Annotated in this window: 12 protein-coding genes; 2 read left to right on the top strand and 10 right to left on the bottom strand. The window is 71.3% G+C overall.

Annotated elements, in window-relative coordinates; all coding sequences use genetic code 11:
• Positions 1-5: 5 nt before the first annotated feature.
• On the bottom strand, positions 6-1901 hold the full coding sequence (locus tag CAP_RS03210; protein ID WP_052374054.1) for an aldehyde dehydrogenase family protein: 1896 nt from the start codon (positions 1899-1901) through the stop codon (positions 6-8).
• A gap of 202 nt (positions 1902-2103) precedes the next feature.
• Here CAP_RS03210 and CAP_RS51865 point away from each other — a divergent pair, with 202 nt between their 5' ends.
• A complete protein-coding gene (locus CAP_RS51865; protein WP_197040973.1) occupies positions 2104-3078 on the top strand; it encodes a hypothetical protein in 975 nt (324 codons plus the stop codon).
• A 45-nt stretch (positions 3079-3123) separates the two neighbouring features.
• Here the strand turns inward: CAP_RS51865 and CAP_RS47450 are convergent, their stop codons facing one another.
• Positions 3124-3435 carry a type II toxin-antitoxin system RelE/ParE family toxin gene (locus CAP_RS47450; RefSeq protein ID WP_081864519.1) on the bottom strand — a complete coding sequence of 104 codons (312 nt, stop codon included), beginning with the start codon at positions 3433-3435 and terminating at the stop codon, positions 3124-3126.
• An 87-nt stretch (positions 3436-3522) separates the two neighbouring features.
• On the opposite strand from CAP_RS47450, the gene CAP_RS49800 reads away from it, so the two are divergent.
• Positions 3523-4035 carry a hypothetical protein gene (locus CAP_RS49800; RefSeq protein ID WP_156040451.1) on the top strand — a complete coding sequence of 171 codons (513 nt, stop codon included), beginning with the start codon at positions 3523-3525 and terminating at the stop codon, positions 4033-4035.
• Between the two features lie 60 nt (positions 4036-4095).
• Here the strand turns inward: CAP_RS49800 and CAP_RS03195 are convergent, their stop codons facing one another.
• The 8 genes from CAP_RS03195 to pdxR all read right to left on the bottom strand — a co-directional run bounded on the left by CAP_RS03195 (position 4096) and on the right by pdxR (position 15098).
• Entirely contained in the window at positions 4096-5259 is a 1164-nt protein-coding gene (locus CAP_RS03195) for a DUF2169 family type VI secretion system accessory protein (RefSeq protein WP_044235951.1), read from the bottom strand.
• Positions 5256-6254: a hypothetical protein gene (locus CAP_RS51860; protein ID WP_044235948.1), complete on the bottom strand. Its 999-nt coding sequence runs from the start codon at positions 6252-6254 to the stop codon at positions 5256-5258. The genes CAP_RS03195 and CAP_RS51860 overlap by 4 nt, the downstream gene beginning before the upstream one ends.
• 15 nt (positions 6255-6269) lie before the next feature.
• Positions 6270-7259 carry a DUF2169 family type VI secretion system accessory protein gene (locus CAP_RS03185; protein ID WP_044235944.1) on the bottom strand — a complete coding sequence of 330 codons (990 nt, stop codon included), beginning with the start codon at positions 7257-7259 and terminating at the stop codon, positions 6270-6272.
• A gap of 14 nt (positions 7260-7273) precedes the next feature.
• A complete protein-coding gene (locus tag CAP_RS03180; RefSeq protein ID WP_052374053.1) occupies positions 7274-7753 on the bottom strand; it encodes a hypothetical protein in 480 nt (159 codons plus the stop codon).
• Between the two features lie 29 nt (positions 7754-7782).
• Positions 7783-10113, bottom strand: a complete 2331-nt coding sequence (locus CAP_RS03175; protein ID WP_052374052.1) for a type VI secretion system Vgr family protein — start codon at positions 10111-10113, stop codon at positions 7783-7785.
• Positions 10114-10267: 154 nt separating this feature from the next.
• On the bottom strand, positions 10268-12409 hold the full coding sequence (locus CAP_RS03170; RefSeq protein ID WP_044235941.1) for a DUF2169 family type VI secretion system accessory protein: 2142 nt from the start codon (positions 12407-12409) through the stop codon (positions 10268-10270).
• Positions 12410-12542: 133 nt separating this feature from the next.
• Complete coding sequence (locus tag CAP_RS03165) at positions 12543-13595, bottom strand: hypothetical protein (protein WP_044235939.1); 1053 nt, start codon at positions 13593-13595, stop codon at positions 12543-12545.
• A 51-nt stretch (positions 13596-13646) separates the two neighbouring features.
• On the bottom strand, positions 13647-15098 hold the full coding sequence (gene pdxR, locus CAP_RS03160; RefSeq protein WP_081864515.1) for a MocR-like pyridoxine biosynthesis transcription factor PdxR: 1452 nt from the start codon (positions 15096-15098) through the stop codon (positions 13647-13649).
• Between the last annotated feature and the right edge of the window lie 109 nt (positions 15099-15207).

Genomic DNA, 15207 nt, shown 5'->3' with positions numbered 1-15207 from the left:
CCGCCTCACCCCCGCAGCGCCGCCTTCGCGACCGACCACGCCCGGCCCCAGCCGGGGGCGGCGGTCCAGGCGGCGAGCCGCGCGCCCACCTCGTGGGAACGGCGGTGATCGAAGAAGTAGGGCGGCCGCGGGCTCGCGCGCAAAGGCGCCCGGAGGATGACCTTCTCCACGCCCCCCAGCATGCTGGTGTTGTGCACGAACCCGAGTCCGCTCTGCACACTGGAGAGCGTCGCACTCGGATGCCCTCCCCAGGGCGGTGACACCGCCCCGTACACCATGGCCGGCCACTGGTTGATGGCGATCGCGCCATACCGCAGCGCGAGCAGCGCGCGGTCCAGGGCCTCGGCCACCGCGGGGTCCTCCTCCGAGAGGGGGTGCACCACGAGCGACGCCGCGAGCGTGCCCCACAGCCGCTCGTTGCAGAACCGCGTGGCCTCGTCGAGGAAGTGCACCGGATCGCTCGACCCCAGCTCCACCACGGAAAGCAGGCTGCAGAAAGGCTCCTCGCGGAAGAGCGGCTCACCTGCATCTGCCTCGTCGAGCCCGACCACCATGGTCCACGGCAGCGCGTCCGCGCCCGGCGCGCCGAAGCGCAGCACCCCGCGCGGCAGCGGCAGCTCCGGCGGAAGGCGCAGCACCGCAGCGTCGAGCGCGGCGCGGCCCTCGGTGAGGCGCGCGTGCCGATCGTGGGCGCCCGGGTAGTAGGCCCGGCGCGGCTTCACCGCCTCGAACGCGCGCGCCAGCATGGCGAGGAAGAGCGGACGCTGCGCGAACCCGCGCGGCAAGACCAGCATCTTCGCCGCGTTGCAGTTGAACGAGGCGTTGTTCATCACCTGGGTCGCCACGCTGCGCGCCTGGAACCACAGCTCGTCCTCCGCGTAGAGGTGGGGCAGCACCATCACCGGGCTGACGTTGCCCAGCTCCGAGGTGATGGGCTTCGCGAGCCGCGGCTCCCCGGTCGCGCGGCGCCGCTCCTGCTCGGCCCCCGGCGCCCCCCAGACGATCCGATCGTGCGTCTCTGCCGAGCCCGTGATGTGGAGGTGGGTCACCGCGGGGTGCTCCGCGAGGTGCGTCCCCACCGCCGCGCCCCCGTACACGATGCGCAGGAACCCCCGCTCGACGAGCGGCGCGAACGCCCGCTCGAAGAACGGCCCCAGGTACGCATTGACGGGGCTCATCTTCAGCAGCACCACGCGCCCTTCCACGAAGAGGCTGTGCAGCGCATCCATGGGCGGGATGCTCGCCACGTTCCCGGCGCCCAGGATCAGCGTCACGCCCCCCTCGGGATCGCGCTGCTGGTAGAAGCTCGCCTGCTCCGCGCGCGCCGAGGCCGCCGTCGCGCCAGGCTGGAGGAGCGCGTGCGCGCGCACGCCGCCGTAGAGCACCCGCTCCTGGACGCCCTGCGGAAAGATCCCCACCTCCACCCGCCCGTCCCGCCGGACGTGCACCCCGCCGCGCCCGAGCCGCGGCTTGCCACGGCGGTGGATGTCGTCGAGCGCCTCCGCGAGGAGCCGGATGTTGGAGAGCGTGAGGCACGGCCCCGCGAGCCACTCCTCCCCCGCCATGGGTCCGCTCGGATCGATCCCCTTGGCCACGCACGCCGCCTCCACCTGCGCGCGCGCTCCTTCGAGCGTGCGCGGGAGCAGCGCGCGCAGGAGCGCTGCCTTCTCGGCCGGCGGCATGCGGGCGAACGTCGTGGCCGCTGCCCCGAGATCTGCAGCGGCGCGATCCAGCTCGGCAGCGGAGGTCTCCGGCGGAGACGCGACCCCGGAGGCGGAGGCAGCTACTGGCGCCGTGGCGGCCACGGGCGCCGTGGAGGCAGCTACCGGCGCGGGCGCGGCGCCGGGTACGGACGTGGCCGACACCTCGGGAACGACGGCAGGATCGGGGGAGGAGGACATCGGCGGCGAAGACTACAGGCGGGACACCCGACGGCGCGAGAGGCGCGGTGCACGAGGTGCGAACGGGAGATCGCAGGAGCACGACCATGTCGGCAGCCGCGTGGCGGACGGCCCACCGATTGGCTAGGATTTGCCGATGTCTTGCAGGTGGTGGCCCGGGGGTAGTGCGCTGCTCGGAATCCTGATCTCGAGCGCTTCCGCGATGGCGCAGCAGGCGGATCAGCTCCCGCCGGGCTACGCCCAGCAACAACCTGGCTACGGCCAGCAACCCCCGCCAGGCTACGGCCAGCAGGGCTACGGCCAGCAGCCCCCGCAGGGCTACGGTCAGCAGCCCCCGCAGGGCTACGGCCAGCAGCCCCCGCAGGGCTACGGCCAGCAACCTCCGCAGGGCTACGGCCAGCAGCCCCCGCAGGGCTACGGTCAGCCGCCGCAAGGCTACGGCTACGGCCAGCAGGGCTACGGCCAGCAGCCACCCCCCGGGTACGGTCAACCGCCGCCAGGCTACGGCTACGGCCAGCCTGGCTACGGCCCCGGCTATGGTCCGCCCCCTCCAGGCTACGGGCGCAACCGTGGTCGCGGTGACGAGGAAGGCCCCGACGGTCCCGAACCGCCGCCTCCGCCGAAGGCGCGCACCTGCTGCACCTGGTCGGTCCGCTACAACCCGTTCGACCTCCTCCTCGGCAAGGTGACCTTCGAGGGCGAGTACGCCGTCGTCGGTCCCCTCACCCTGGGTGTCGAGCCGGCGTGGATCTGGGGCTCTCCCTTCTCCGCGAACCTCGAACGCGGGGGCTACTCCATCGCGGGCACGGTGGGCGTGTACTTCGGCGGCAACGCCATGCGCGGCCTCTACCTGAAGGCCTACCTCGGCTACGAGAACTTCAAGGCCACGGTCACCCACGAGGGCGCCCGGGAGTCCGAGCTCGCCTCGAACCCCGACGCCACCAACTCCCGCACCATCGACAGCGGCATCGCCGGCGGCATGATCGGCAGCAGCAGCGTCATCGGCCGCAACGGCGGCTTCATCCTCTCCTGGGGCATCGGCATCGGCGTCGCCTTCGGCGACACCAGGCAGATCACCGTCCACGCGGATCGCTACGGGCCACAGACCGTGGTGTTCAACGACAAGACCTCCCGCCTCCGCCCCCTCGGCTCCCTCTCTCTCGGCGTCGCGTTTTGAGTCTCCACGAGGGGACCCGCCTCCCCTCGCCCCGACCACGCCTTGTCAGGGCGTTCCGCCTGGCCAGTTGCGCGCCGCGTGCCACACGGCGTCAATGCGCGCGATGCAGGAATCGTCGGCGTCCACGTAATAGACGTGATGGCGCGTGCGCGGCAGCAACATCCGACGCATCTCACGGAGTTCGAGAAGCTCGTAACGAGCACCGATCCGTGGCATGGCGCCCAGCCTCCGGGCCGCTGCACGAAGCTCGTCGATGAAGAGATCGGGTGCAGCGGGGCGATGCTCTATCCACCACGCCCGAATGACTTGAACCTGCTCCAGCGCTTCTTCGGAGCGTTCGACGCGGGAACGCCCCATCGAGCCTCAGGTCAAGCAGGCGAGAGCCTCTTCCGCATCGATCCCACGTCCCGCCGCGAACTGCTCGGCCGATCGCCGGAGCGACGCATGAAGGCGGGCGCGATCGTCGTCGTCGAGCGCATCGCCTTCATCGGCCCGCACCAGCTCGACCTCACTCCCTTCCGGCAGCTCGGTAGGCTCGTCGAGGACGAGTCGCCCTCCACGGACCTGCGCCTTCAGCGTCAACGCTATACCCACCAAACTAGCATGAGCGGTCCTCCGGCGGGCCACGCACACCCCGAGCTTTCCAGGGCGCTCTGCGGCTCCGGGCCCGACGCACGTCGCCTCCGGAAGCGGGCGAAAACCCCGGCCGCGTGGTTGAAGTCGTCAGGGCGTCCCCGCTCCGACCGGACGGCGACGTGCTACGTTCCTCCGACCAGCATGGATCTCAAGCTCGGCATCCCGGTCTGGCTGCTCTGCGGCATCATCGGCGCGTGGATCGCGACAACCAAGGGCCGCGGCGGCTGCTTCTGGTTCCTCCTCTGCGCCATCCTCGGCCCCATCGGCGTGGTCGTGGCCGCCGTCGTCTCCAGGACCGACCGCGGCGACCGCAGCTCCTGACGCTGGGTACGCCGCGGCATCTCCGGGTTCACCAGCGCATCGGAGGGGCGAGCGGGTGACTCACCACTCCACCCGAAGGGGCATCTTCTCCAGCTCCATGGGCAGGTACGGGCGCAGCGCCCTCGCGCTCCCGCGCCAGACCACGGTGACGCGGTCGTGATCTGGCTCGACCGTGACCGTCTGGATCACCGGCTCGGTCTGGTTCATCTTCCCGCCGCGGCCATCGGTGGCGATCACGGGCCGCTCACCCGGGAGGCGGAACTCCCATTTCGGCTGGCGCGGGTGGAGGTTGTAGAGCCCGATCTCCTCGTCGCCAGATAGGTACGGGAGTTGGAGCCCGAGCGACCCGCAGCACGTGAAGCGGAAATCGACCTCGGGCTCGTCGGTCAGGAAGGTCTCTTTCAGGACCGAGGCTGGCGCGAAGCCCCGCCGCACCTCTTCGAAGACCGCGTCCACTCCGTTGTGCAGCGGCACGACCCCCAGGTAGCCCAGGCGCGGGAACCAGCCGTAGTCGAACACCCCGAACGACGCCGGCAGGGGCATCTTCGGCCATGCCCGGGTGTTCCCGACCGCGAGGCGCTCGGGCGTGAGCCGGTCGGCAGGGTCTTCCAGGTTGGGCAATGCGAGCGCTTCCACCGCCTCGGGGGTGGGCTCGATCAGATACCCCTTCCCCACGAAGTTCCGCGGGTAGCTGTACTCGCTCGCCCCGGGCCCCTGCGCCTCGCGCGGCATGCAGGCTTTGACGGCTGCGGCAGGGTCGCCGAGCCGCGCCTCCGTCACGCCGTCGATGCCGCCGTAAGCGCGATCGTAGCCGAGCGGCATGCGCTCGAACGGCGCTGGCTCCGAGAAGAGCAACTGCCCCGTGGGCGACCGCGTGACGCGCCGGTCCCCGAGCGCGAGCACCTGCTTCGACAGCGCCCCGATACGCACCCCGGTGAGCACGGACGTGGAGGGACCCGGGGCATACGCGTGCCCCAGCACGAGCACGTCGGTCAGCGGCTTGTGAGCGATGAGATCCGTGTCGTGCAGGAGGAGCATCGGCAGGTCCGGATCGGCCACGAAGTCCTCGAACAGCGGGATCTGCTGCGGCGCCCGGGACAGGCGCCCACGGGCGTCGACGTGGTACGTCCGTTTGCAGACCACGGAGAGGATCTGCTTGCCCCCGGGGTCCTTCGCCGACAGTTGCCGCACCGTCGGGCTGGCGAGCGCGAACGCTTCCCTCATGGAGTCCCCGTCGGCGTCGGCGTCGGTCCCGGCGTCGGCGTCGGCCCTGGCGTCGGCGTCGGTCCCGGCGTCGGCGTCGGTCCCGGCGTCGGCGTCGGCCCTGGCGTCGGCGTCGGTCCCGGCGTCGGTCCCGGCGTCGGCCCAACAGGCACCGAGGACGGGTACTGAGGCACCGCGGGATTGTTCAGGTAGTTGTACACCGCGTCGTGCGCATGCCCCGACGGATCGGCGAGGTTGGTGAGGGACCAGGGTGCCCCGTATCCAAGCGGTGACCCGTGCCCCGCGACGCCCACCACCGCCGCAGGCAGGTTGCCGACAAAGTAGGCGGCGTAGCGGTTCCAGCCTCTGGCGTGGAGGGCAGAGGTCAGCAACGTCCCCGCGGGCAGGCGCTCGACCAGCGCGGGCGCGACGCGCCGCCAGATGGGGGCGGTGACGCGATCGATGCCCCTGCCGAACGCCTTCGTCCCCGTCAGCTTGTTGATGAGGGCCTGGATGGCCCAGTCGACGATGGCCGACACCAGCCCGGCCAGGAAGTCGGCGAGCGTCATCCAGGCTTGCACGCTGGTCCAGGTGATCACCACGCCGACGCCCGGCAGCGGCGACGTGTACCCGAAGCAGTTCAGGTTGAAGTTGACGACCTTGGCCACCGCGACGGCAACAGGCAGACCCTCCACCAGCACGGCGTTGACCCCGAACTCGGACTTGGAGCCGGTGAGCGTGTTCCAGATGGGGAGCAGGAAATGCGGGATGAGAGGAATCGGCACGTGGATGATGAAGAAGCCGATGTCGGTCCCCCGCTGCATCGTCTTGTTGCCGTCGCACAGCACCTTCTCGCTGTCCTTCGCCGTCGCGAACCCCCACGGGCCCCAGTGGTTCATCGCCCCGGTGATGTGCGCGTAGATCGGGATGATCGGCAGCCCCACCGGCGGCGGGAGCGCGGTGTGCGGGTCCAGGCCGATCATGGGGTTCACGTGGACGAGGACGTTGCAATACATGGGTCGGCCTCGGGCTCAGAGGAAGAGGTGGGCTTCCCGCATCTGCTCGGGGACCACCACGTACCGGAAGGGGAAGCGGTAGCTGATGAACACCCGCTTCTTGTCGGCCTCGATGCCGATCTGGTCGATGGCGAGGGGGCGCTCGTCCACCTCGTCGTCGAAGCGCACGCGGGCGCGCGGCAGCGTGCCGGGCACGTCGACGAGGAGGGGCGCGCCGCCGGTGACACCGCTGAGGGCGATGCGTGTCCCCGGAGCGACGGAGGGCACGATCATGCGGGGGTGCGCCGCGTTGAAGAAGGTCGCGTCGAACTGGAGCGCGGGGCCTTCGGACATGGGATCGGCCTTGCCGGCGGCGTGCGCCTTGAGCGCTGGCCCGGCGAGGCGCGCGAGCCGGATGCCGCTCATGGGCGGGCAGGGGGCCACGCCCGCCGGAAGCGGCTTGTCCTCCCACGACGAGATGAGTTGATCGGTCTCCTCCAGGTTGGGGAGCGGCTTGCCCTCGGCGCTGTCCTGCCAGAGGTAGCACCCGATCCCGTCCGGGTTGAGCGGGTAAGGCACCTCGAGGCCGTCCCACCGATCCTTGCCGCCGAACGCGAACGCCATCGTCAGCGGGATCGCCTCGATGGGGAGCGGGGAGGTCGCGTGGAGCCCGGACACCCCCTTGCGCCACACCCGCACCCCGAACACTGCGACCTCCCGCTTCCACTCGGTGCCCACCCGGACGGCCACGGTGAGGCTCTTCGTGTCGCGCCGCTCGGGGCGCGCGTGGCCGAAGAGGAAGAGGTCGACGCCACCCCGGTAGAAGAGCTGATCCGTGTCGATGACGCCGTACTCGCTCTCCCAGGGCTCCGCCGAGATCAACCAGGGCTGCTCCTCGCTCGGTTCGAGCGCCGTGCCGCGCAGGTCGTAGGTGACCTTGGTGACGAGCGACGCGGCGATGCGATCGTCGTCGATGGCGGTGCGGAAGAGCTGCGCTCGAAAGGGCGTGTGGTTCTGGAGATCCATGACCCTCGACCCGCTCAGGAGTTCAGCCGGATACGCTCGCCCTCGAGCCGCACGTCGTCGTTGGCCTGCACGCGGACGTCCCCACGCGCCGAGCGGATGTGCTGGCTGCGTCCGACGGTCTCCAGGAGCCCTCCCGCCTCGATCCGCGCATCCCCCTCGGTCGTGACCGAGACCCCGTTCTTGCCGTGGAGCGACAGGCTCTCTGCCTCGATGGCCAGGGCGCCCGTCGTCGCGAGGGAGAGGCCGGCGCCGCGCACCATGAGGCGGATGCCCTCCGGCCCGATGGCGATCTCCAGGCTGGCGGCGCCGCTCGGGTCTTTCAGGTGAAGGACGTTGCGCTCCTGATCGCCGGACACCACCAGCGCGTGGCCGTGCGCGAGCGCGAGGGTGCGGACGTCTGCCTGGGGCTCCTGGGGCGCGGCGTCGCGCCCCGAGGCCTGGTCGGAGGCCGTGGTGTCGGAAGCCGTGGTGTCGGCGGGCTCTCGGGCGTTCATCGGCTCCTCTGCGGGCGGCGGGATGGTGCTCAGTTGAGGCGGATGATGCTGCCCTTGATCACGGTCTCGCCCCCCGCCTCGATGTTGATGCTGCCGCCGCTCACCTTGACCGCGGAGGCAGAGGCGTCGAGCTGGCTGCCGCCCTTCAGGGTCGCCGCGCCGGTCTCCACGGTCCACGTCGCGGAGGTGACCTTCTTGGCAGCGCCGACCGTCTCGGTGGCATCCGCAGTCGTCGCCTCCGAGCGCGGCCCCACGACCGTATCGCTCAGGGCGCCGATTTCGAGACGGGTGGTGCCCCCGAGCTGGATGTCGAGGCGGCTGCCGAGCTGGAAATCCTTGCGCCCGCCGACCTGCAGCTCCAGCCGGTCGCCGAGCTGGAGGGAGGTCTGGCCGCCGAGCTGCACCTCCATCTGGGAGCCGCTCTGCACGAGTGAGCGATCGCCGAGCAGCGTGACCGATTGGTTGCCCGTCTGCGTCCGCGTCGAGTCCCCCGTCACCACCTCGGTCTGGTTCCCGGTCTGCGTGAGCGTGCTGTCGCCGACGATGGTCTCGGTGAGGTCTCCGACGAGGGTGAAGGTGCGGTTGCCGGTGATGCTCTCCGTCTGGTTGCCCGCCGGCAGGGTGATGCTCTGGTCCGCGCCCACGGTGATCGACTGGTTGACACCGACGACGATCGTCTGGTTGTTGCCCACCTGGATCGACTCGTCGTTGCCGATGGTGTGGGTGCGGTCGTTGCCGATGGTGAGCGCGTCGTCGCGGCCGATGACGTTGGCCTGATCCCGGCCGATGGTCACCGACTCGTCGCGTTTCACGAGCTTCGTCAGATCCAGCTCGGCCTGCATCCGCACCAGCTCGCGGCCCGGAGCGTCCTCGAACATGATCTCGTTGTAGCCCATGCCGCCGACCGTCTGGCTCTTCCAGCCGCTCTGCGTCTTCATCGCCGGAAGCGAGTAGGGCACCTTCTGCGAGCCCGTGTAGACCCGCCCGACCACCACCGGCCGATCCGGGTCGCCGCCGAGGAAATCGATGATCACCTCGTGGCCGACCCGCGGGAGGTTCAGGCTGCCGAACCCTCCGCCCGCCCACGACTGGGAGACGGGAATCCAGCACGAGGCGTTGTCGTCCATGGTCCCCTCCAGATCCCAGTGGAACTGGACCCGCACCCGCCCGAACTCGTCGACGTGGATCTGCTCGCCGGAAGGGCCCACCACGGTGGCCGTCTCCACCCCTTGCACCTTCGGCTTCGACGTGGAGAGCGACGGGTAGTACGGCACGTCCGCGCTCACCGCCTGGCACGACTCGGACCACTGTCCGCCCTGCGTCGCCGAGAGCTTCATGGTGGTGAGGAGGAGCCTCTTGCCAGCCGAGACCTCGCTCTTCGGGTGATCGAAGAAAGAGGTGACCACCCCCGGCGACAGGTCGAGGCAGTTGGTGTTGAAGGAGATGGTCCTGGCGGTCACCCGCTTGGCGTCGAGCCGCTTCTGGGCAAGCTCCTCGCCGGCCCGGTCATCCGCGCGGTACTTGCCCTTGTCGTCGGCCGAAGGCGTCCCGTCGCCCTTCTCGCTCTCGACGAGGAACGAGCCAGGCACGTAGTGGTACCGCTCCAGCCCTTCCTCCGGGGCCGTCCCTCCCTTGCCGGACTGCATCAGCCGGTAGGCCGGCGGGAGCCGGTAGTCCTGATCGCGCAGGGTGTACTTGCCCGGCCGGACCTGGCGGCCGATGCGCACCGCCGTGACGAACTCGCGATCACCCTCCATGGGCGCATCCCGGAACCGGATCGGAGGCCGCTCCTCGTTGCGCTGCGGCGCATCGCAGATCACGAGCTTGCTGTCCGTCGAGGCCGGGTCGAAGTAGAAGCTGATCCCGGCGTCCTCGAGCATCCGCGAGAGGAAGGCGAAATCGCTCTCCCCGTACTGGACCCGGTACTTGCGCTTCTTGTGCTCGGAGACGATGCGCTTGTCGAACGGGATGCTCCACTCTCCGAGCACCTTCTCCACGATCTCCAGCTCGGAGAGGCGCTGGAAGATGCGGTTGCGGCGGCTCTGGGTCAGGAACCAGAGGAACGGCGCGATCTCGATCTGGTAGGTGGAGAGGCCGTCTGCTTCGACAGCGAGTTGCTGCAGCGAGACGCACACGCCAGCCCAGGTCCGCGAGGCGCTGGCCTCCGTGCCATGGACCACGCTGAACGCCGCAGGGAGCCCGACCACCGCGTCGAGGTCGATGTCCGGGTTCGGACTCACCGCGACGACCGACACGGTGAAAAGCCTGGAAATCTGCTCGGAGATATCGACCTTGCGAACGTCGAGGGGATCGCCCGAGTCCACCTGGACCGACAGGAGGTTCGACACCGGCGCAGTCATGACTTCACCCTCCCCTGCTCCGTGCCGCCGAGACATCCACGGCCGACATGCGAGGAATGCTAGGCCATGAAGGTTGCCACTTCAACGGTTCTCGATGCTGCCACGACCCTCTCGTGAGGCGATCTCCCGGGCGCGGCGGCCCGGGTGGTGGAGGTCACTCCGTCTTCGCCTTCGCCACGGCTTTCCGCACGGAAGCGCCGAGCGCGGCGTCGCTGGCCATCCTGCCGATCCACGTCCGCTGGATGCGGATGGCGCTCTCGCCGGGCAACCCCACGTCCCGCATCACACCTTCGAGGTCGCCGCGCTCGGTGCCCACGTTCATGCGTGCCACTTCCTCGACGGTCACGGGCCCACGCTCCTTTTCGAGCTGCGCCACGTAGGCCGCGTCATAGCTGCGGAGCATCTCGCTCCGACCTCTCCGCAGCGCCCCCTTGACCTCCACCGCCCACGCCTCGCGCAGCCGCATCCATTCCGGCTCGGTCAGGTGGTTCGTCCGCAGGATCCTCGCCTTCTCATCGGGGCTGCGCGCGAGCGAGGCATCGAGGGCCGCGCAGCGTTCGAGGGGGTACTCGTCCATCGACGGCACGCTCACCTCGTCCCGGACCCCCGGGAGGGGCAGCGAGGACGGCTCCACGAGCGGCCGCTCCTCGCCCCGGCGCACCTCCGACGCCCCCCCCTCGAACCGCGCCAGCGGACCAATCATGGGGGGCTCGACCGCGAGCGCGTGCGTGGGCCCTTCGAGATCGAGGTCCTCGCGCGCGGAGGCGGTCTCGGTTGGCACATCGAAAGCCTCGACCTCGGCTGGAACCCCCGTCGGGAGCGCCACGGCAGGGGGCGTCGACGACAGCACCATGGACGACAGCGCCACGCCAGCGATCCCTCCGCGCGGCGGCACCACGGCTGGCGGCACCACGGCTGGCGGCACCACGGCTGGCGGCGCCACGGCTGACGGCACCACGGCTGGCGGCGCCACGGCTGGCGGCGCCACCGGCTGCGCCTCCACGAACGGCAGCACCTCGCGCTGGGGCACGAGCTTTATCGAGAGGGTCTCGACCCCCTCTCGCCGGCGCGCCGAGGGTGGTGCGACCGGCGCGGCGATGCCAGGCGTGCCTTCTCCCGTCCAGGTGCTCGGCCCCTCCACGAACGGGAGCACCGGTTTCGTGGAGCGCGTGCCCACGAGGGTGCTGTTGAAGGGATCCGCCGCCGGCAGTCCCTCGGACGAAGCGCCCTCTGCTGGTCGAGCGGTGTCGCTGGCCACGAGCGCGCTGCTGGCGGTCTCGTGCACCTGGACGCTCTCTCGGCCCGCCCCCGCGGCGGCAGCCCTGGCGGCGCCCTCCTCGGTGGTGATCGTCACCTGGCCGGGCTGCTGCGGGTGGTCCAGCAGCAGGTAGCCACGCCAGGTCAGCGAGCAGGTCCCCCGATCCGTGTCGATCCACATCGTGTCACACCGCAGCCACCGCTCTTCCGGCGCTCTGCTGCCCCAGGCCACCAGCGCGCGCGGCACGAGGGGGCGCAGGTTGGTGACCAGGCGCGGGTGGTCGGGGTGCAGGTTCTCCAGCATGATCCGCTCGTCGGGGCGGATCTCGTCGAGCTGCTGATCCTGGGGCGCCGCGTTGAAGTAGGCCGCGTCCACGTCGTGCGGGAGCGGCTGCTCGTACCAGCGCGCGTGGTTCCATCCCGACGCGTACCAGTGCAGCTTGCGCGCCCTGCCCGGCCAGCCGGGAGCGATGGGCCCGAAGCACACCGGCTCGATGACGTCGCGGCGGCTCGACACGTAGACCTCCGGCAGCTGGAGGTTCGGAACCACGAGCCTCCCGAGCCCGCTGGCGAGCATCTCCTGCGGCACCCCCACGGGGTTCGTCGCGTCTGCTCCGCGGCCCGCGCGCTCCCACACGAGCGGCATCTGCGCGTACGGCAGGGGCTCCAGTAGCTCACCGCTGAAGGTGAAGGAGCGATCTCCGAAGACGGTGATCGCCTTGTCGACGTCGCCCACCACCAGCCTGGTCACCAGCGATTTGACGGGTCGCCGCCCGGGGGCGTACGCGTGTCCCACGAGGATCACGTCCGCGCGCCGCTTGAAGGGTGCGAAGTCGCTCGCGAGCCTCAGGCTGCGGCGGTCGTCGTCCTCCCAGTGGATGTCCCCCTGGTACGGCGCCTCCTGCTCCTGAGCGAGGAACGACTCGCCGGGTTCGAGCGCGTAGGTCGCCTTGCAGACCACCGTGAGCGCCCAGGCGCCGGGTCTGGGCTGCCAGAGGATGGAGCCCACGCGCATGGGGCTGAGCGACACGACATCCATGGCGACCGCAGTCTAGAGCAACGGCGCTTTCGACGCCTAGCCCATCCGTCGACGGCGCGATGCGGCGATGCAAGGGACACGCACGGGGCACGCACGGGGCGCGCATGACTCGTGCACGGGGCACGCACGGCACTCAAGCTGGCGGTTGCGGGCGCGTGAAAAAGACGGCGAGCGCCAGGCCAACCGCCGCGCCTGCCACGCCACCCACGACGAACACCCACGCGCGACCCTCACGCGCGTCGAGCACGCCGAGCGCGATGCCCGCGACCGCCAGGGCGCCGACGCCGAGCAGCCCGCCCATGGTCGCCCCGCTCGCCGCGAGCACGAGCCGCGCCCCGGGGGGCGTCCTGCGCCAGGGCAGCGACGCGAGCTGCGCCTCGACGTCGCGCTGGAGCGGCATCTGCAGCAGGGCCCGCAGCGCCGAGGCAGCGCGGAGGTGCACCGCCGTGCCGGGGAGCGCGCTGGCGGTGATCGGCTGCGTGGCCCCCGTCCGGTCCACGAGGACGAGGCGACCTGCCGGCAGGGGCGCCTCGGCCCTGTCGCTCCACGCCTCCTCCGTACGCGCGCCCTCGACGCGGACATCGGTGACACCCGCCAGGGAGAGCGTGGCCCCTGGCAGCGGCACCCCGAGGAGCTGCTTGCGGACCCGGAGCGCCTGGCCTCCCTGCACGAGGTCGAGGCGAAACGTCACGGCCCCCTTCAGCGCGGTGGAGGCCATCGAGACGCCGGCCGCGAGAGCTCCGGCCGAGAACAAGAGCAACCACCACGATCCTCCCACGGTGACGTCGATCCGCTGTCGGACCGCGAGCCGGGCCCGGATCGTCGCGGCGGCCTGCTGCGCCTCGTCGACGCTCGCCCGCTGCAGGCGAACCTCTCCCCCGCCGTCGAGGACGAGGACGACCACGCCGTACGCATTGCCCTTGGTGTTCTTCCCGAGATCAGCCCGGGCATCGCGCAGCGCAGCCATCGGCACGGCCGCGCGCACCGACATCCACGGCGCGGTCGACACGACGCAGCGGGCGCCGGGCGTGCAGACCAGGTGGTCCCGTGCGAGCGCCACGAGGGCGAGCACGAGGGCCGAGAGCAACGCCGCGCCCGCGAAGAACACGAGCTTCCAGCGGACGGGGAAAGGCCCGTAGCGGACGCTCCCCGAGGCATACGGCTGGGCGGGCGCGCGGAACACCATCGCTTGGAGTGTAAACCAACCCGGAGCGCCGCCGCCCCCTCTGACCGCTGCTCACCCCTGCGGTGGCCGTGAAGCGCCGAGCAGCGCCACCGCGGCCGCGAGCTCCTCCTCGTCGAGCGCCGCGAAGCCCGCCCTGAAGGCCGACAAGCGTGCCCCCGAGGCGTGCGCGCCCCCCGGTGTGAACAGGAGCCCTCGGCCCCTGGCGGCGTCGCTCCAGGCTTCCACGTCGATCCCCGCGGCCACCCGGATCCAGAGCGCGAGCCCTCCCGAGGGGACATCCGCGGAGAGCACCCCGGCGAGGCGGGGCTCCGCGCGGAGCAGCGCCACCAGCGCGTCGCGCCGCTGCCGGTAGACACCCCGCGCCTTCCGCGCGTGACGCTGCAGCTCACCGTCCTCGAGCAGCTCGGCCACGGCGCGCTCCAGCACCACGTCGCCTTGCCGATCGAGGAAGGCCCGCTTCCGCGCAGCCGCCTCCACCACCCGCGGTGGCCCCACCAGGTAACCGACCCGGATCCCCGGCGCGAGCAGCTTCGAGAAGGAACCGACGTACACCACCCGCGCCAGGCCGTCGGCGCTGGCCAGGGGCAAGAGCGGCCTCGCCTCGAAGTGGTACTCGTAGTCGTAGTCGTCCTCGATCACCGTGAAGCCGTGGCTCGCCGCGCGCTCCAGCAGCGCGAGCCGCCGACCTGCCGAGAGCGGCACCGTCGTCGGGTACTGGTGGTGCGGCGTCACGTACACCGCGCGCACCCGCCGCCTCCGCAGCACCGCGTCGAGCGCGGAGATGCTCAGCCCCTCGCCGTCGATGGCGACGGGCACCACCTCCGCGCCTGCGAGCCCGAACGCCCCCCACGCCGGCGCATAGCCGGGCGACTCCACGGCCACCACGTCGCCTGGCGCGAGCAGCGCGAGCCCCGCCAGGGCCAGCGCCATCTGGCTCCCCTGGGTCACCAGCACCTGACCGGGGGTCGCGGCGAGCCCGCGCGCCTCGTTCAGGAAGGACGCCAGCACCTCGCGCAGCACCCCATCGCCGCGCGGATCTCCGTACCCGAGCCCGCCCCGCGCGAGCGACGCGAGCGCCCGCCGCATCGCCCTCCCGAGGGCCGTGAGCGGCGCCAGGCGCGCATCGGGCACCCCGTCCCCGAGCCGGATCATGGACCGCTGCCCCGCCTCGACCACCGCGGCCGGCGCCCTCCCCTTCGGCCGCGCGTCCGCCACCGCCAGGTCGGGCAACGTCGCCGACACGAAGGTGCCCCGTGCCGGCTCGATCACCACCCATCCCTGCGCGGCCAGCTCCTCGATCGCGGTCACCACCACCTTGCGCGTCACCCCCAGCGACGCCGCCAGCGCCCGCGTCCCCGGCAGCCCTCCGCCAGGCGCGAGCCGACCCCTGCGGATGTCGCGCACGATCCCCTGCACGAGCTGCTGGTAGAGCGGCGTCCTCGACCCCGCGTCGAGCACCAGATCGACGCGCCACGGGCGCCTCCCAACTGGACCCCTCACCATCACCGAACCGGAGCCTCCAGAGGGTCCAGGTTACCGCTACACCTCGGCTCACGCCCCTCGATTCGCGGGCGACACGCCCGTGGAGGCACGGGCGAGAGGAGAGACGCGA

The sequence above is a fragment of the Chondromyces apiculatus DSM 436 genome, from assembly GCF_000601485.1.
Taxonomy (GTDB): Bacteria; Myxococcota_A; Polyangia; order Polyangiales; family Polyangiaceae; genus Chondromyces; species Chondromyces apiculatus.
Note: the sequence above shows the minus strand (reverse complement) of the source record. Positions and strands in the feature narration are given on the sequence as shown.